The sequence below is a fragment of the Pseudomonas palmensis genome (genome assembly GCF_049942755.1).
Classification (GTDB): Bacteria; Pseudomonadota; Gammaproteobacteria; order Pseudomonadales; family Pseudomonadaceae; genus Aquipseudomonas; species Aquipseudomonas palmensis.
The window spans coordinates 2,199,263-2,215,950 of sequence record NZ_CP187958.1; the positions used below are offsets into that span (position 1 = coordinate 2,199,263).

Below are 16,688 nucleotides of genomic sequence, written 5' to 3' on the forward strand. Positions count from 1 at the left end.
TGTAACCGTCAGCGGCGCAGGGCGGCGTAACGATCGCAATCGGTGGTGTGATCCATGACCATGCCAGTGGCCTGCATGAAGGCATAGCAGATGGTCGGCCCGACAAAGGTGAAGCCGGCTTTCTTCAGGGCCTTGCTCATGGCCGTGGCCTCGTCGGTCACGGCCGGCACCTCGTTGCGCTGGCTGAAATGATTGATTTTCGGCACCCCGCCGACGAACGACCAGAGCCACTGCGCCGGCTCGTCCAGCGCCAGCCAGGCCCTGGCGTTGCGCCGCGCGGCGTTGAGCTTGAGGCGGTTGCGGATGATGCCGGGGTCGAGCATGCGCTCCTCGATCTCGGCATCGGTCATCTGCGCCAGGCGCTGCGGGTCGAAGCCGAACAGCACCTCACGGTAGCGCTCGCGCTTCTTCAGCACCGTGATCCACGACAACCCGGCCTGAAAGCCTTCGAGCAGCAGCATTTCGAACAGCGCGCCAGGCTCGCGCTGGGGCGTGCCCCACTCGCTGTCGTGGTACGCCTGGTACAACGGATCATCGGTACACCAAAAGCAGCGTGGCATAAGGCTCCAAGGGTAGAGGCGGGGGCGAATCGGGTTATACTCCCGCTCTTTATATTCGCAGCCCTGGAAAAGGTGAATTTCGTGAGCCAGCCTACGCCAGCCGTGCGTACCTTCCAAGACCTGATCCTCGCCCTGCAGCAGTACTGGGCCGAGCAAGGTTGTGTGGTACTTCAGCCCTACGATATGGAAGTAGGCGCCGGCACTTTTCATACCGCCACCTTCCTGCGCGCCATCGGCCCGGAAACCTGGAACGCCGCTTATGTGCAGCCCAGTCGTCGCCCGACTGACGGCCGCTACGGCGAAAACCCCAACCGCCTGCAGCACTACTATCAGTTCCAGGTGGTCCTGAAGCCGAACCCGGACAACTTCCAGGAACTGTACCTGGGCTCGCTCAAGCACGTGGGCCTGGACCCGCTGGTGCACGACATCCGCTTCGTCGAAGACAACTGGGAGTCGCCGACCCTGGGCGCCTGGGGCCTGGGCTGGGAAGTCTGGCTCAACGGTATGGAAGTGACCCAGTTCACCTACTTCCAGCAGGCCGGCGGCATCGAGTGCTACCCGGTCACCGGCGAGATCACCTACGGTCTGGAGCGCCTGGCCATGTACCTGCAGGGCGTGGACTCGGTCTACGACCTGGTATGGGCCGACGGCCCGTTCGGCAAGGTGACCTACGGCGACGTGTTCCACCAGAACGAGGTGGAGCAGTCCACCTACAACTTCGAGCACGCCAACGTCGACAAGCTGTTCGAACTGTTCGACTTCTACGAGAGCGAAGCCAAGCGCCTGATCGAACTGGACCAGCCGCTGCCGCTGCCAAGCTATGAAATGGTGCTCAAGGCCTCGCACACCTTCAACCTGCTGGATGCACGCCGCGCCATCTCGGTGACCGCGCGTCAGCAGTACATCCTGCGCGTGCGCACCCTGGCGCGTGCCGTGGCCCAGGCCTACCTGCTGGCCCGTGCCAAGCTGGGCTTCCCGATGGCGACCCCGGACCTGCGTGACGAAGTATTGGCCAAGCTGGAGGCTGCACAATGAGTGCTCAAGATTTCCTGGTAGAACTGGGCACCGAAGAGCTGCCACCCAAGGCCCTGAACACCCTGGCCGAAGCCTTCCTGGCCGGCATCGACAAGGGCCTGCAAGCGGCCGGCCTGAGCTTCGAGAGCAAGACCGTGTACGCCGCGCCACGTCGCCTGGCGGTGCTGATCACCGCCCTGGCCACCCAGCAGCCGGACCGCAGCGTCAACCTCGACGGCCCGCCACGCCAGGCCGCGTTCGACGCCGACGGCAACCCGACCCAGGCCGCCCTGGGTTTTGCCAAGAAGTGCGGCGTGGACCTCAGTGAAATCGACCAGAGCGGGCCGAAACTGCGCTACAGCCAGAACATCGTCGGCAAGCCGACCGCCAGCCTGCTGCCGACCATCGTCGAAGACTCGCTCAACGACCTGCCGATTCCCAAGCGCATGCGCTGGGGTGCACGCAAGGAAGAATTCGTGCGTCCGACCCAGTGGCTGGTGATGCTGCTCGGTGACCAGGTCATCGATTGCACCATCCTCGCCCAGAAGGCCGGCCGCGACTCGCGTGGCCACCGCTTCCACCACCCTGAAGCCGTGCGCATCACCTCGCCTGCCAACTACCTGGCCGACCTGCGCGCCGCCTATGTGCTGGCCGACGCCAACGAGCGCCGCGAGCTGATCAGCAAACGCACCGCCGAACTGGCCACCCTGCAGGAAGGCACCGCGATCGTGCCGCCGGCCCTGCTCGACGAAGTGACCGCGCTGGTCGAATGGCCGGTGCCGCTGGTGTGCTCGTTCGAGGAGCGTTTCCTCGAGGTGCCGCAGGAAGCCCTGATCACCACCATGCAGGACAACCAGAAGTACTTCTGCCTGCTGGACGTGGACGGCAAGCTGCTGCCGCGCTTCATCACCGTGGCCAACATCGAGAGCCGCGATCCGAAGCAGATCATCGAAGGCAACGAGAAGGTCGTGCGCCCGCGCCTGACCGACGCCGAGTTCTTCTTCAAGCAGGACAAGAAACAGAAGCTCGAAAGCTTCAACGAGCGCCTGCAGAACGTGGTGTTCCAGGCACAGCTGGGCAGCGTGTTCGACAAGGCCGAGCGCGTGGCCAAGCTGGCTGCGTTCATTGCCCAGCGCATCGGCGGCGACGCCCAGCGCGCGGCGCGTGCCGGCCTGCTGTCCAAGTGCGACCTGGCCACCGAGATGGTTGGCGAGTTCCCTGAAATGCAGGGCGTTGCCGGCTACTACTACGCCCTCAACGACGGCGAGCCCGAAGACGTCGCCCTGGCCCTGAACGAGCAGTACATGCCGCGCGGTGCCGGTGCCGAACTGCCCTCGACCCTGACCGGTGCGGCCGTGGCCATCGCCGACAAGCTCGACACCCTGGTCGGCATCTTCGGCATCGGCATGCTGCCAACCGGCAGCAAGGACCCCTATGCCCTGCGCCGCGCCGCCCTGGGCGTGCTGCGTATCCTGATCGAGAAGCAGCTGGACCTGGACCTGAACGAGGCGGTGAACGTCGCAGTCGCCCAGTTCGGTGCCAAGGTCAAGGCTGCCGGCCTGAGCGAGCAGGTGCTGGAATTCGTCTTCGACCGCCTGCGTGCGCGTTACGAAGATGAAGGCATCGACGTGGCCACCTATCTCTCGGTACGTGCGCTCAAGCCAGGCTCGGCACTGGACTTCGACCAGCGCGTGCAAGCCGTGCAGGCGTTCCGCAAGCTGCCGGAAGCCGCAGCCCTGGCTGCGGTGAACAAGCGTGTGTCCAACCTGCTGAGCAAGGCCGAAGGTTCGGTGGCGACCTCGGTAGAGCCCAAGTACTTCGACAACGCCAACGAGTTCTCGCTGTACTCGGCCATTCAACAGGCCGATCAGGCGGTACAACCGATGGCCGCTGCGCGTCAGTACAGCGAGTCGCTGGCGCGCCTGGCCGCGCTGCGCGAGCCGGTGGATGCGTTCTTCGAGGCGGTGATGGTCAACGCCGACGACGCCAACGTGCGAGCCAACCGTTATGCCCTGCTCAGCCGCCTGCGCGGCCTGTTCCTGGGCGTGGCCGACATCTCGCTGCTGGGGTAGGACGTGAAGCTGCTGATTCTCGATCGGGACGGGGTGATCAACCAGGACTCCGACGCCTACATCAAGTCGCTGGACGAGTGGATTCCCATCCCGGGTTCGATCGAGGCCATTGCGCAGCTGAGCAAGGCCGGCTGGACGGTGGCGGTGGCCACCAACCAGTCGGGCATCGCCCGTGGCTATTACAGCCTGGCCACCCTCGACGCCATGCACGCGCGCCTGCGCGAGCTGGTGGTGGCGCAGGGCGGCGAGGTGGGCCTGATCGTCTATTGCCCGCATGGCCCGGACGACGGCTGCGATTGCCGCAAGCCCAGGCCGGGCATGCTGCGCACCATTGCCAACCATTACGCGGTCGACCTGGCCGGAGTGTGGTTCGTGGGTGACAGCAAGGGTGACCTGGAAGCCGCGCGCGCCGTCGATGCACAACCGGTTCTGGTAAGGACCGGCAAAGGCGAGCAGACCCTGAGCAAGGGCGTGCCCGAGGCAACGCTGATTTTCGATGACCTGGCGTCGATCGCCAGTGCACTTATCCACACACAGGCGGGTTAGCCCGCAACGGTACATTCCGCTATGTCGATCCTGCAGGCGATCAGAATTTTTCTTTTTTACCTGCTGCTGGGTACCAGCTCGTTGCTGTGGTGCACCCTGAGCTTCTTTATCGCGCCGTTCCTTTCGTTCCGCGCCCGTTACCGCTTCATCAATGTGTACTGGTGCCGTTTTGCGCTGGTGCTGGTGCGTGTTTTCCTGAACATTCGGGTGAACGTCACCGGGGCCGAGAACATTCCGGCGCAACCCTGCGTGATCCTCTCCAATCACCAGAGCACCTGGGAGACGTTTTTCCTCTCCGCCTATTTCCAGCCCTTGAGCCAGGTGCTCAAGCGCGAACTGCTGTACGTGCCGTTCTTCGGCTGGGCCATGGCCATGCTGCGGCCCATCGCCATCGACCGCGACAACCCCAAGGCTGCGCTCAAGCAGGTGGCCACCGAAGGCGACAAGCTGCTCAAGGACGGTGTGTGGGTGCTGATCTTCCCGGAGGGTACCCGCGTGCCGTTCGGCAAGATCGGCAAGTTCTCCCGTGGCGGTACCGCGCTGGCGGTTAATGCCAACCTGCCGGTGCTGCCGATCGCGCACAACGCCGGCAAGTACTGGCCCAAGGAAGGCTGGGGCAAGCGCGCCGGCACCATCGAGGTGGTGATCGGCGAGCCTATGTATGCCGAAGGCACCGGGCCACGCGCCATCGCAGCGCTCAACGACCGTGCGGCGGCATGGAACGAGCAGACCCAGCGCGACCTCGGTTCGCTGCCGGCGCACGCCCCCGACGACGCCCAGCCGGTGACCTGACCGTTCTGTGGATAACGTGTGTACAGTATTTGGATTTCTTTCAGAAAAATTCGCTAACCTTATGATTTAACTGCTTATTTCTCTGTATGACTGTTTTGCGAAAATCGTGCATAAGTTTTTTCGCGCGATAAAAAAACCGGCTTTTAGGCCGGTTTTTTTGTGGATTACTTAAGGCCCTTTCACACCTTGTCCAGGTCCACCTTGTTGGTCTCCTTCAGGCAGAAGATCCCCACCACCAGGCTCACCCCGGTAATCAGCACCGGGTACCACAGCCCGTAGAAGATATCCCCGGTATACACCACCAGCGCGAACGATACCGTCGGCAGGAAGCCGCCGAACCAGCCATTGCCGATGTGATACGGCAGCGACATCGAGGTGTAGCGGATGCGCGTGGGGAACAGCTCCACCATCACCGCCGCCAGCGGACCATAGGTCATGGTCGCGATCAGGATCATCACCACGATCAGCAGCACCACCATCGGCTGGTTCACGTTGGCCGGGTCTGCCTTGGCCGGGTAGCCAGCCTTTTCGATGGCCGCACGCATGGCCGCTTCGTCGAAGCCGTCGATACGCTGCTCGCCGATGGTCACCACCACCTCGGTACCGGCAGGCACCGATTGCGAGCTGTACGGCAGGCCCTGCTTGACCAGGAAGGTCTTGACCTTGTCGCAGGTGCTGTCGAAACGTGCCTTGCCCACCGGGTCGAACTGGAAGGTGCAGCCCTGCGGATCGGCCATCACCACGATCGGCGCCTGGCGGCTGGCCGCGTCGATCTGCGGGTTGGCGTAGTGGCTCAGGCCCTTGAACAGCGGGAAGTACAGCACGGTGGCCAGGAGCAGGCCGAGCATCAGGATCGGCTTGCGCCCGATCCGGTCCGACAGCCAGCCGAAGAACACGAAGAACGGCGCGCCGATAACCACGCTGATGATCAGCAGGGTATTGGCCTGGGCCGGGTCCATCTTGAGCATCTGGGTCATGAAGAACAGCACGTAGAACTGCGCGGTGTAGAAGGTCACCGCCTGGCCGGCGTTGATGCTGAACAGTGCGGTGAGCACGATCTTGAGGTTGGCCCACGAGCCGAACGACTCACGAATCGGCGACTTGCTGGTCTTGCCCTGGGCTTTCATTTTCACGAAGGCCGGCGACTCGTGCATGCTCATGCGGATCCAGGTGGAAATACCCAGCAGCACGATCGACAGCAAAAACGGCAGGCGCCAGCCCCATACCTCGAACTGGTCGCCCGTGAGGTAACGGCTGCCCAGCACCACCAGCAGCGAAAGCAGCAGGCCGAGGGTAGCGGTGGACTGGATGAACCCGGTGTGAAAGCCGCGCTTGCCGGGCGGCGCGTGCTCGGCCACATAGGTGGCCGCGCCGCCGTACTCGCCACCCAGGGCCAGGCCCTGGAGCATGCGCAGCACCACCAGGATGATCGGCGCGGCAATGCCGATGCTGGCGTAGTTGGGCAGCAGGCCCACCGCAAAGGTCGACAGGCCCATCAGCACGATGGTGACCAGGAAGGTGTATTTGCGCCCGATCATGTCGCCCAGGCGCCCGAACACCAGAGCGCCGAAGGGCCGTACCAGGAACCCGGCGGAGAACGCCATCAGCGCGAAGATGAACGCCGTGGTGTCGTTGACCCCGGCGAAGAACTGCTTGCTGATGACGACCGCCAGCGCCCCATAGAGAAAAAAGTCATACCACTCGAAAACCGTCCCGAGGGATGACGCGAAAATGATCTTGCGTTCTTCGCGGCGGCTGTTGCCCGCGGCTGCAGCGCCCTGCTGTTGAAGAGTGTCCGACATCGTGCTGTCCTCGGCCCTTGCGGGCACAGTGATTCTTGTTGTTGTTCCACTGTCGTCGCCGGCCGACTGCTGCCGACGTCACTGCACGCCGCCCTCAGGGCGTCGCTAACGCGGTCTTGCCACTGCTGTTGCTGGCTGCGGGTGCGGCCTTAAGAATCAGTTGCGCGGCCTTTTCGCCGATCATCAGGGTGGGTGAACAGGTATTGCCAGAGGTGATCTGCGGCATGATCGAGGCATCGGCGATGCGCAACCCCGCCACGCCATGCACGCGCAACTGTGCGTCCACCACATCCAGCGGGCCGTTGCCCATGCGGCAGGTACCTACCGGGTGGAAAATGGTGGTGCCGATCTGCCCGGCAGCCTGCTGCAACTGCTCCTCGGTATCGAGTGCTGCGCCTGGCAGGTATTCGACCGGTGCAAAAGCGGCGAGGGCAGGGGCCTGCACGATCTGTCGGGTAAGGCGGATGGCCTGGGCGGCGACGCGCAGGTCTTCAGGCTCGCTGAGGTAGTTGGGGTCGATGACCGGTGCATCGCCCGGGTTGGCCGAGCGGATATCCACACGCCCGCGGCTGAGCGGGCGCAGGTTGCACACCGAGGCGGTAAATGCGGCAAAGCGATGCAGCGGCTCGCCGAAGCGGTCCAGCGACAGGGGCTGCACGTGGTACTGCAGGTTGGGCGTGGGCTGCTCGGGGTGCGAGCGCACGAACGCCCCCAGCTGGCTCGGCGCCATGGCCAACGGGCCGCTGCGGTCATACAGATAGCGCAGGCCCATGCCCAGCTTGCCCCAGTGGGTGTTGGCCACCTGGTTGAGGGTGCGCACGTTGCTGACCTTGTAGATCAGGCGCAGTTGCAGGTGATCCTGCAGGTTGCCGCCCACGCCGGGCAATTCGTGCAGTACCGGGATGCCTAGGCGTTCCAGCAATGGCCGCGGGCCGATGCCGGAGCGTTGAAGAATGCCCGGCGAACCCACCGCCCCGGCACACAGGATGATTTCGCGGCGGGCCTGGTAACGCTGTTCGCTGCCCTGCCAGCGCGCCTGAACGGCCGAAGCGCGACCATTGTCGAGCAGCACCTTGTCCACCTCGACGCCGGTCAGCACCGTCAGGTTGGGGCGGTGGCGCACGGGGCGCAGGAATGCCTTGGCCGCATTCCAGCGCACGCCGCTGCGCTGGTTGACCTGAAAGTATCCACAGCCCTGGTTATTCCCACCGTTGAAGTCGTCGATGCTGGCGATGCCGCTCTGGGCTGCCGCCTCGCGAAACGCATCGAGGATCGCCCACGAATAGCGCTGGCGTTCGACCCGCCATTCGCCAGCGTTGCCATGCAGCTCGCTGGCGCCGCCAAAATGGTTTTCGCTGGCCCTGAACAGTGGCAGCACGTCATCCCAGGCCCACCCGGGATTGCCCTGTTCGGCCCAGTGATCGTAGTCGCGGGCCTGACCGCGCATGTAGATCATGCCGTTGATCGAGGAACACCCGCCCAGCACCTTGCCCCGTGGGTAGCCCAGGCTGCGCCCGTCGAGCCCCGGTTGCGCTTCGGTCTTGAAGCACCAGTCGGTACGCGGGTTGCCAATGCAATAGAGGTAGCCCACCGGAATGTGGATCCAGGGGTAGTTGTCGCGACCGCCGGCTTCGAGCAGCAGCACGCGGCAGCCAGGGTCGGCAGACAGCCGATTGGCCAGTAGACAGCCGGCAGGGCCGGCACCGACTACCACGTAGTCGTAAGAATGATCGGCTGGTGCCATGAAGACCTCGCGCCTGATTTTTATTCTTGTCCAGGCCAGTGTTATTGATTATTTTCGAGTTGAACACGTTAGATTTCACGCAACGGCTGTGCGTTTTAGAACAACGCAAGTGAACCTCTGATTCACAAGGAAAAGCATGTTCGACTGGAATGACCTGCGGTTTTTTCTCGAGTTGCAGCGTAGCGGCCGCCTGCTGACCGCCGCCAAGCGCCTCAACACCACCCATAGCACCGTGGCCCGGCATATCGAGAGCATCGAGAGCAGCCTGGGCACGGCTCTGTTCGTGCAGCACGCCCAGGGCTATGAACTGACCCCGGCCGGGCAGGCCCTGCTCAAGCACGCCGAAGCCATGGAGAACGTCGCCTTGCTGGCGCAGGAGGAGATCACCCAGGCCATCACGCCGCTGGGCAAGATTCGCCTGGGGGTGACCGAGGGCATCGGCATCATGTTCTTCACCCCGCGCATGGGCAGCCTGTTCGAACGCTACCCCGGGCTGGAGGTGGAGCTGGTTGCAGTGCCGCGCTTTGTCAGCATCATCAACCGCGAGGCAGAGATCAGCATTCACCTGGAACGCCCGCATGCCGACCTGTTGATCACGCGAAAACTCACCGATTACCGCCTGGCGCTGTATGCCAGCCCCGAGTACCTGGCCAGGGCTGCGCCGCTCAACAGCCGCGAAGACCTGGCCCGGCACAGCTGGATCGGCTACGTGGACGACCTGCTGTTCAGCCAGCAGTTGCTGTTTCTCAACAGCTTCTGCCGCGCACCGAACGTGGTGTTTCGCAGCACCAGCGTGATCGCCCAGCAGCATGCGGCGCGTGCCGGGCTGGGCATCGCGGTACTGCCCAACTACATGGCCCGCCACGACCCGCACCTGGTGCGCGTGCTGCCCAGCGAAACCATCCAGCGCAGCTACTGGATCAGCACCCGGCGCGAACTGCACAAGTCGGTGCGCCTGCGGGTAGTGTGGGACTACCTGCTGGCGCTGTGCGCCGACGAGCAGGGCGAACTGCTCGCCGAGTGAGCGGCGTTCAGCTCGCCAGGGTGTTGACCGCCAGCAACAGGGCAGCCGCTATCCCCACCAGCGCAAAGCCCTGTTGCAGACGCGGCCCGGCCAGGCGGTGGGCGAACTGGCGCGCAACCACCAGGCCCGCCACCGCACCGCCGGCAAACGGCACGCCGACACCCCAGTGCATCACCCCGCTGAGGCTGGCGCTCAACACGCTGCCCAGCGACACCAGGGCGATCACCGCCAGCGACGTGGCGACGATGCTTTTCATCTCAAGGTTGGTGTAGCGCCCCAGGGCAGGCACGATCACAAACCCGCCACCGACCCCGAGCAGGCCGGACAGCAGGCCGCTGAGCAAGCCGGTGAAGGCCAACGCGCGGGCGCAGGGCAGGGTCCAGCGCAAGCGCCCCTGCAACGGGTTGAGCACACAGGGCTGCAGGGCACGATCCGCACAGGGCGGCTCGCCCCGCAGCTCGCGCCGGGCCTTGCGCAGCATGCGTGCGCAGGCATACACCAGCACCAGGCTGAACCCCAGCGCCAGCGGTGCATTGGGCAGGCGATGCGCCAGCAGCAGGCCGAAGGGGGTGGCACACATGCCGATCAGCGCGACGAACAGCGCGGCCCGGTAGCGCACCAGCCCCTGACGCAGCCCCAGCACCGCACCCACACCTGCCGCCAGGCCCACCGCCAGCAGGCCGACCGGGGCCGCCTCGACCATGCTCAGGCCCAGGCCGAACACCAGCAGCGGCACCGCAAGAATGCCGCCACCGGCGCCCGTCAGGGCCAGGATGATGCCAATGAGGGCGCCCAGACCGGCGCCGACCAGTTCATGCTCTGTCACTGGCGCGCCTCACGCAGTCGCGCAACCGGCTTGGCCAGCCATTCGCGCCCCTTGAGCATGCAGCGCCAGTACAGCGGCGGCAGTATCCGCGCCTTGAGCAGCCAGGCCAGGCGCGTGGGCCTGCGCCCGTCGAGCAACCAGCGCGGAAAGCTTGGTGCCAGCTTGCCGCCGTAGGTGAACTCGGCCAGCACGATCCTGCCGCGTTCCACCGTCAGCGGACACGACCCGTAGCCGTCGTATTCGGCCAGACGCGACAGGCGCCCCAGTGCCACCAGCACGTTGTTGGCCACCACCGGCGCCTGCTTGCGGGCAGCGGCGGCCGTCTTGGCATTGCTGGTGTTGATCACATCGCCCAGGCCATGGATGTTGCCGTAGCGCGCATGGCGCAGGGTGGCCGGGTCGACCTCGAGCCAACCGGCCGCATCAGCCAGCGGGCTGTTGCGGATGAAGTCCGGCGAAACCTGCGGCGGTACCACATGCAGCATGTCGAATGCCTGCACCACGGTTTCGCTGCTGCCGTCGGGCAGGGTGCGCAGAAAGGTCGCGCGCTTGCCCGGCCCGTCCACCGCCACCAGCCGGTGTGAATAGTTGAGGTCCACGCCGTAACGGTCGATGTATTCCATCAGCGCCGGCACATAGTCGGCGACACCGAACAGCACGTTGCCGGCGTTGAAGAACTGCGCCTGGATCGCCCCCAGGCGCCCGCTGCGCAGCCAGTGGTCGCACGACAGGTACAGGGCTTTTTGTGGGGCACCGGCGCACTTGATCGGCATCGGTGGCTGGGTGAACACGGCGCGGCCTTCCTTCAGGCCCTGCACCAGCTGCCAGGTGTAGGGTGCCAGGTCGTAGCGGTAATTGGAGGTCACGCCGTTCTGGCCGAGGGTCTCGACCAGACCGTCGATGGCGTCCCAGGCCAACCGCAGCCCGGGGCATACCACCAGCTGTTCGTAACTCACCAGGCGCCCGTCATCCAGGCTGACGGTCTGCGCCTGCGGGTCGAACTGTTGCACGGCGGCCTTGATCCACCTGACCGCCGCCGGCACGGTCGAGGCCAGGGTGCGGGCGGTGGACGCTGCACGGAACACGCCCGCGCCGACCATGGTCCAGCCAGGTTGATAGTAGTGAACGTCGGCGGGGTCGATGATCGCGATATCCAGCGAGGCATCACGCGCCAGCAGGCTGGAGGCGGTGGCGATTCCGGCGGCACCGGCGCCGACGATCAGCACCTTGTGGTGGCTGACCTCGCGGGCAGCGGCAGAGGAGGGGGCAGGCATGGCAGTACGTCCTTTAATAATAATTCTGGTGCAGCAGGTTCAGAGCTTGTTGAGCGGGATCTTCAGGTAGCGCACACCGTTGTCTTCCGGCTCGGGCAACTGGCCGCTGCGCATGTTCACCTGCACCGAGGGCAGGATCAGTTGCGGCATGTCGAGGGTGGCATCACGGGCTTCGCGCATGGCCACGAAGCAGTCCTCGCTGATGCCGTCGCGAATGTGAATGTTGCTGGCGCGCTGTTCGCCCACCGTGGTCATGTAGCGCAACGCACGGCCTCCGGGCAGGTAGTCGTGGCACATGAACAGGCGGGTGGCATCCGGCAGGGCCAGGATGCGCTGGATCGAGCGGTACAGGGTGCGCGCATCGGCCCCGGGGAAGTCGCAGCGGGCCGTGCCGTAATCCGGCATGAACAAGGTGTCGCCGACGAACGCGACGCACTCGTCACCGGCCTGTACCAGGTAGGTCATGCAGGCCGGGGTATGCCCCGGGGTGTGCAAGGCGCGCAGCTTGAGCGTGCCAAGGGCGAGCTCGCCGTTGTCGTCCAGCAGCACATCGAACTGGCTGCCATCACGGGCAAAGCCGGGTTCGGCATTGAACAGCGTGCCGAACACCTTCTGCACCTGGGTGATGCGGCTGCCGATGGCCACCTGGCCTCCCAGCGCCTGCTTGAGATAGGCGGCAGCAGAGAGGTGGTCGGCGTGCACATGGGTCTCGAGTATCCACTGCACCTGACCACCCAGCTCGCGTACCCGTGCGATCAGCTTGTCGGCCGAGGCGGTATCGGTACGCCCGGCCTTCGGGTCATAGTCCAGCACGCTGTCGATCAGGGCGCAGTGCGCGCTGGCCTGGTCCATGACCAGGTAGCTGATGGTCGAGGTCGCGCTGTCGAACAGCGCTTCTACATACAGGTTACCGCCGATGATCATTACCGCTCTCCAGAGAAATCCGCTGATGCCTGCCGGCCAGCCGTGCAGGCATTCGACCAACAGTCATCAAGATATGTGCCAGCGCAGATTCACGCCTGCCCCCGGCCAGCACGCCCGGTTTACCTGAGTCTGGACCCTCTGGCCGAAACTGCCTGCCACGGTTCTGTCAGCTGGTTGGCAGAGGCTGGCAGTTTTTGGCAGTGGGCGTGGCGTTCGGTTAAGCTGCGGGCCTGCCTTGCCCCTGGTGCCGTCATGCCCATGAACCCCGACACACCCGCCAGCCCCGCCCTGCAGGCGCTGGTGTCCTACCTCGAACACGAACCTCAGCCGAGCATCGTGCTCGACCTGCAGTACAACATTCTTGCCGCCAACACCGCGTACCTGCATCAATTCGGGGTGGTGGGCGCCGCGCCGATCGGCCAGAAGTGCCACCACGTCTCGCACCACTACGCGGTGCCGTGCGACCAGGCGGGCGAGCACTGCCCGATGCGCAAGGCCAGGCACAGCCGCACCCCCGAGCGGGTGCTGCATGTGCATCACACCCCGCGCGGGCCGGAGCATGTGGACGTGGAGTTGCGCCCGATCCTGGACGAGCAGGGTGAAGTGATCGCCTTTGTCGAACGCCTGACCAGCATCGCCGTGGCGTCGGCACAGCCGCAGCAGTTCGGTCTGGTAGGGCGTTCGGCGGCCTTCCAGGAGGCCCTTGCCGGTGTCCAGCGGGCCGCGCCGGCGCAGATACCGGTGCTGCTGCAAGGGGAGTCCGGTACCGGCAAGGAGCTGTTCGCCCGCGCCCTGCATGCCAGCAGCCCGCGTGCCAGCGGTCCGTTGGTGGTGGTGGACTGCACGGGGCTGACCGAGACGTTGCTGGAGAGCGAGCTGTTCGGCTACGAGAAGGGCGCATTCACCGGTGCCAACCAGCGCAAGATCGGCCTGGCCGAAGCTGCCCATGGCGGTACCCTGTTTCTCGACGAGATCGGTGAGGTGCCGCTGGCGATGCAGGTCAAGCTGCTGCGTCTGATCGAGTCGGGCAGCTTTCGCCCGGTGGGCAGCCTGCGCACGGTGCATTCGGATTTCCGCCTGATCTCGGCCACCCACAAGCCACTCAAGGAAATGGCCACCGCCGGCAGCTTTCGCGAAGACCTCTACTACCGTATCAGCGGCTTCCCGATCCGCCTGCCCTCACTGCGCGAGCGCTTCGAAGACCTGCCCCTGCTGATCGAGACCCTGCTGCAGCGCCTGGCCGGGTCCGCTGCGCCGCGGGTCGACGAGGAGGCCATGACCTTGCTGGGGCTGTACCGCTACCCCGGCAACATCCGCGAGCTGCGCAACATTCTGGAGCGGGCGAGGTTGTTCAGCGACGACGGCATCATCCGCGCCGAGCACCTGCCCACGGAGCTGAGAGCCGACTCGCCCGCCAGTGCCCCACGCCGCTCGAATACCCGATTGCGCGACATCGCCCAGGCGCTGGACAGCTTCGAAGGATCGCGCAGCGAGCTTGCCCGCCACCTGGGGCTGAGCGAGCGCACCCTGTATCGGCGCCTGCGCGAGCTGGGTGTTTCTTGAGTGCTCACGCCTAGGGCGCAGCAGCACCTAGGCAGGAAAACAAAAAAGGCCAACCCCTGAGGGTTGGCCTTTCGAGGGCGTTGTCACTGTGGATAACCGCCCGCTTTCAGAGGTACTGAAACCGGTCAGAAGTCCAGGTTGGATACCGCCAGGGCGTTGCTTTCGATGAACTCGCGGCGCGGTTCCACGGCGTCGCCCATCAGGGTGTTGAAGATCTGATCGGCAGCGATCGCGTCTTCGATGGTCACCTTGAGCATGCGGCGAACAGTCGGGTCCATGGTGGTTTCCCACAGCTGGTCCGGGTTCATCTCGCCCAGCCCTTTGTAGCGCTGGATAGTGTGACGCTTGGTGCTTTCGGCCATCAGCCAGTCCAGGGCTTCCTTGAACTCGGTGATGGCTTTCTTGCGTTCGCCACGCTGCACGTAGGCACCTTCACCCAGCAGGGTGGCAAGCTGGGCGCCCAGCGCGGTCACGGTGCGGTAGTCGTTGCTGCCGAAGAAGTCGCGGTTGAAGGTCACGTAGCTGGCAAGGCCGTGGGAAGTGATTTCCACTTCTGGCAGCCACACGTTGCGCTCGCGGTCTTCACGCAGGCTGGCCTTGTACAGCAAGCCCGACTTCTCGGTATTGCGCAGGCGCTCATCGAACCTGGCGAGCCAGTTCTGCATGTGCGCGTGGTCGGACAGCTGCTCCACCGAGATGGCCGGCAGGTACACGAAGTGCTCGGTGAGCTCTTGCGGGTACAGGCGCGACAGGCGCTTGAGGGTCTTCATCACGGTACGGAATTCGTTGACCAGACGCTCCAGCTCGACACCGGAAACCGGTGGCGCGGACTCGTCCAGGTGCAGGCTGGCATCTTCGAGAGCCGACTGGGTCATGTACTCTTCCATGGCCTCGTCGTCCTTGATGTACTGCTCCTGCTTGCCCTTCTTGACCTTGTACAGCGGCGGCTGCGCGATGTAGATGTAGCCGCGCTCGACCAGCTCCGGCAACTGACGGAAGAAGAAGGTCAGCAGCAGGGTACGGATGTGCGAACCGTCGACGTCAGCATCGGTCATGATGATGATGTTGTGATAGCGCAGCTTCTCGATGTTGTACTCTTCGCGGCCGATGCCACAGCCCAGTGCGGTGATCAGCGTGCCCACTTCCTGGGACGAGATCATCTTGTCGAAACGTGCTTTCTCGACGTTGAGGATCTTGCCCTTGAGCGGCAGGATAGCCTGGGTCTTGCGGTTGCGGCCTTGCTTGGCCGAGCCGCCTGCGGAGTCACCCTCCACCAGGTACAGTTCGGAGAGGGCAGGGTCTTTCTCCTGGCAGTCGGCAAGCTTGCCCGGCAGCCCGGCAATGTCCAGCGCGCCCTTGCGACGGGTCATTTCACGCGCTTTACGGGCCGCTTCACGGGCGCGCGCAGCGTCGATCATCTTGCCGACCACAGCCTTGGCTTCGTTCGGGTTTTCCAGCAGGAAGTCGGAGAAGTACTTGCCCATCTCCTGTTCCACCGCAGTTTTGACTTCGGACGAAACCAGCTTGTCCTTGGTCTGCGAGCTGAACTTGGGATCAGGCACCTTCACCGAGATGATTGCGGTCAGGCCTTCACGGGCATCATCACCGGTGGTCGCGACCTTGTTCTTCTTGGCCAGACCTTCCTGCTCGATGTAGTTGTTCAGGTTACGCGTCAGCGCCGAACGGAAACCCACCAGGTGAGTACCACCGTCGCGCTGCGGAATGTTGTTGGTGAAGCACAACAGGTTCTCGTTGAAGCTGTCGTTCCACTGCAGGGCGATTTCCACACCCACACCATCCTCGCGCTGAACGCTGAAGTGGAACACTTCGTTCACCGGAGTCTTGTTGGTGTTCAGGTATTCGACGAATGCGCGCAGGCCACCTTCGTACTTGAATTCCTCTTCCTTACCCGAGCGTTCGTCCTTCAACAGGATGCCTACGCCAGAGTTGAGGAACGACAGTTCACGAATCCGCTTGGCCAGGATGTCCCAGCTGAAGTGGATGTTCTTGAAGGTTTCGGACGATGGCTTGAAGTGGATCTGGGTGCCGGTGGTTTCGCTGTCGCCGACAACCTTCATCGGAGCCTGCGGTACACCGTGAACGTAGGTCTGCTCCCAGATCTTGCCGCTGCGGCGAACGGTGAGGATCAACTCTTCGGAAAGCGCGTTCACCACCGAGACGCCCACACCGTGCAGGCCGCCGGATACCTTGTAGGAGTTGTCGTCGAACTTACCGCCGGCGTGCAGTACGGTCATGATGACCTCTGCGGCGGAAACCCCTTCTTCCTTGTGTACATCGACTGGGATGCCGCGGCCGTTGTCGCGAACGGTGATGGACTCATCCGGGTGGATGATTACGGTAATGTCGTCACAGTGGCCAGCGAGGGCTTCGTCGATCGAGTTATCGACCACCTCGAACACCATGTGGTGCAGGCCGCTACCATCATCGGTGTCGCCAATGTACATACCGGGACGCTTGCGTACGGCATCCAACCCTTTGAGCACTTTAATGCTGGAGGAGTCGTACGTTTGATTTTCGCTCATGCCT

Annotated in this window: 13 protein-coding genes; 6 read left to right on the forward strand and 7 right to left on the reverse strand. The window is 64.1% G+C overall.

Going from position 1 to position 16,688, the window contains the following annotated elements; genetic code table 11:
- Positions 1-8: 8 nt before the first annotated feature.
- Entirely contained in the window at positions 9-560 is a 552-nt protein-coding gene (locus ACPRTJ_RS10055) for a DNA-3-methyladenine glycosylase I (protein ID WP_043862243.1), read from the reverse strand.
- An 81-nt stretch (positions 561-641) separates the two neighbouring features.
- On the opposite strand from ACPRTJ_RS10055, the gene glyQ reads away from it, so the two are divergent.
- Genes glyQ through ACPRTJ_RS10075 form a run of 4 tightly spaced genes read left to right on the forward strand, consistent with a single transcriptional unit; the run spans position 642 to position 4,984 of the window.
- Positions 642-1,595: a glycine--tRNA ligase subunit alpha gene (glyQ, locus tag ACPRTJ_RS10060; protein ID WP_043862242.1), complete on the forward strand. Its 954-nt coding sequence runs from the start codon at positions 642-644 to the stop codon at positions 1,593-1,595.
- Positions 1,592-3,646 carry a glycine--tRNA ligase subunit beta gene (gene glyS / locus ACPRTJ_RS10065; protein WP_043862241.1) on the forward strand — a complete coding sequence of 685 codons (2,055 nt, stop codon included), beginning with the start codon at positions 1,592-1,594 and terminating at the stop codon, positions 3,644-3,646. The genes glyQ and glyS overlap by 4 nt, the downstream gene beginning before the upstream one ends.
- A gap of 3 nt (positions 3,647-3,649) precedes the next feature.
- The gene (gmhB, locus tag ACPRTJ_RS10070) at positions 3,650-4,192 is read left to right on the forward strand and encodes a D-glycero-beta-D-manno-heptose 1,7-bisphosphate 7-phosphatase (RefSeq protein ID WP_054916051.1); all 543 of its coding nucleotides are present in this window, start codon (positions 3,650-3,652) and stop codon (positions 4,190-4,192) included.
- A gap of 21 nt (positions 4,193-4,213) precedes the next feature.
- Complete coding sequence (locus ACPRTJ_RS10075) at positions 4,214-4,984, forward strand: lysophospholipid acyltransferase family protein (protein ID WP_043862239.1); 771 nt, start codon at positions 4,214-4,216, stop codon at positions 4,982-4,984.
- A 179-nt stretch (positions 4,985-5,163) separates the two neighbouring features.
- Here ACPRTJ_RS10075 and ACPRTJ_RS10080 read toward each other — a convergent pair whose 3' ends face one another.
- Complete coding sequence (locus tag ACPRTJ_RS10080; protein ID WP_043862238.1) at positions 5,164-6,786, reverse strand: MFS transporter; 1,623 nt, start codon at positions 6,784-6,786, stop codon at positions 5,164-5,166.
- Between the two features lie 94 nt (positions 6,787-6,880).
- A complete protein-coding gene (locus ACPRTJ_RS10085; RefSeq protein WP_054916052.1) occupies positions 6,881-8,530 on the reverse strand; it encodes a GMC family oxidoreductase in 1,650 nt (549 codons plus the stop codon).
- Between the two features lie 136 nt (positions 8,531-8,666).
- Between ACPRTJ_RS10085 and ACPRTJ_RS10090 the strand changes: the two genes are divergently transcribed.
- A complete protein-coding gene (locus ACPRTJ_RS10090; protein WP_054916053.1) occupies positions 8,667-9,554 on the forward strand; it encodes a LysR family transcriptional regulator in 888 nt (295 codons plus the stop codon).
- A 7-nt stretch (positions 9,555-9,561) separates the two neighbouring features.
- Here ACPRTJ_RS10090 and ACPRTJ_RS10095 read toward each other — a convergent pair whose 3' ends face one another.
- From ACPRTJ_RS10095 to ACPRTJ_RS10105, 3 genes are read right to left on the reverse strand one after another with little or no spacing between them, the layout of a single operon-like run.
- Positions 9,562-10,380 carry a sulfite exporter TauE/SafE family protein gene (locus tag ACPRTJ_RS10095; protein ID WP_426428755.1) on the reverse strand — a complete coding sequence of 273 codons (819 nt, stop codon included), beginning with the start codon at positions 10,378-10,380 and terminating at the stop codon, positions 9,562-9,564.
- Positions 10,377-11,654, reverse strand: coding sequence for an NAD(P)/FAD-dependent oxidoreductase (locus ACPRTJ_RS10100; protein WP_054916055.1), 1,278 nt, complete (start codon positions 11,652-11,654; stop codon positions 10,377-10,379). The genes ACPRTJ_RS10095 and ACPRTJ_RS10100 overlap by 4 nt, the downstream gene beginning before the upstream one ends.
- 39 nt (positions 11,655-11,693) lie before the next feature.
- Positions 11,694-12,578, reverse strand: a complete 885-nt coding sequence (locus ACPRTJ_RS10105; RefSeq protein ID WP_043862233.1) for an MBL fold metallo-hydrolase — start codon at positions 12,576-12,578, stop codon at positions 11,694-11,696.
- A 252-nt stretch (positions 12,579-12,830) separates the two neighbouring features.
- Between ACPRTJ_RS10105 and ACPRTJ_RS10110 the strand changes: the two genes are divergently transcribed.
- Positions 12,831-14,141, forward strand: coding sequence for a sigma-54 interaction domain-containing protein (locus ACPRTJ_RS10110; protein WP_054916056.1), 1,311 nt, complete (start codon positions 12,831-12,833; stop codon positions 14,139-14,141).
- Between the two features lie 125 nt (positions 14,142-14,266).
- Here ACPRTJ_RS10110 and gyrB read toward each other — a convergent pair whose 3' ends face one another.
- Positions 14,267-16,684: a DNA topoisomerase (ATP-hydrolyzing) subunit B gene (gyrB, locus tag ACPRTJ_RS10115; protein WP_210014027.1), complete on the reverse strand. Its 2,418-nt coding sequence runs from the start codon at positions 16,682-16,684 to the stop codon at positions 14,267-14,269.
- Positions 16,685-16,688 lie beyond the last annotated feature (4 nt).

Bases quoted from the DNA above. Each gene is read 5' to 3' on its own strand.
- ACPRTJ_RS10055 (WP_043862243.1), bottom strand. From the start codon at position 560: ATGCCACGCTGCTTTTGGTGTACCGATGATCCGTTGTACCAGGCGTAC.
- glyS (WP_043862241.1), top strand. From the start codon at position 1,592: ATGAGTGCTCAAGATTTCCTGGTAGAACTGGGCACCGAAGAGCTGCCA.
- ACPRTJ_RS10075 (WP_043862239.1), top strand. From the start codon at position 4,214: ATGTCGATCCTGCAGGCGATCAGAATTTTTCTTTTTTACCTGCTGCTG.
- ACPRTJ_RS10080 (WP_043862238.1), bottom strand. From the start codon at position 6,786: ATGTCGGACACTCTTCAACAGCAGGGCGCTGCAGCCGCGGGCAACAGC.
- ACPRTJ_RS10085 (WP_054916052.1), bottom strand. From the start codon at position 8,530: ATGGCACCAGCCGATCATTCTTACGACTACGTGGTAGTCGGTGCCGGC.
- ACPRTJ_RS10090 (WP_054916053.1), top strand. From the start codon at position 8,667: ATGTTCGACTGGAATGACCTGCGGTTTTTTCTCGAGTTGCAGCGTAGC.
- ACPRTJ_RS10100 (WP_054916055.1), bottom strand. From the start codon at position 11,654: ATGCCTGCCCCCTCCTCTGCCGCTGCCCGCGAGGTCAGCCACCACAAG.
- ACPRTJ_RS10105 (WP_043862233.1), bottom strand. From the start codon at position 12,578: ATGATCATCGGCGGTAACCTGTATGTAGAAGCGCTGTTCGACAGCGCG.
- ACPRTJ_RS10110 (WP_054916056.1), top strand. From the start codon at position 12,831: ATGCCCATGAACCCCGACACACCCGCCAGCCCCGCCCTGCAGGCGCTG.
- gyrB (WP_210014027.1), bottom strand. From the start codon at position 16,684: ATGAGCGAAAATCAAACGTACGACTCCTCCAGCATTAAAGTGCTCAAA.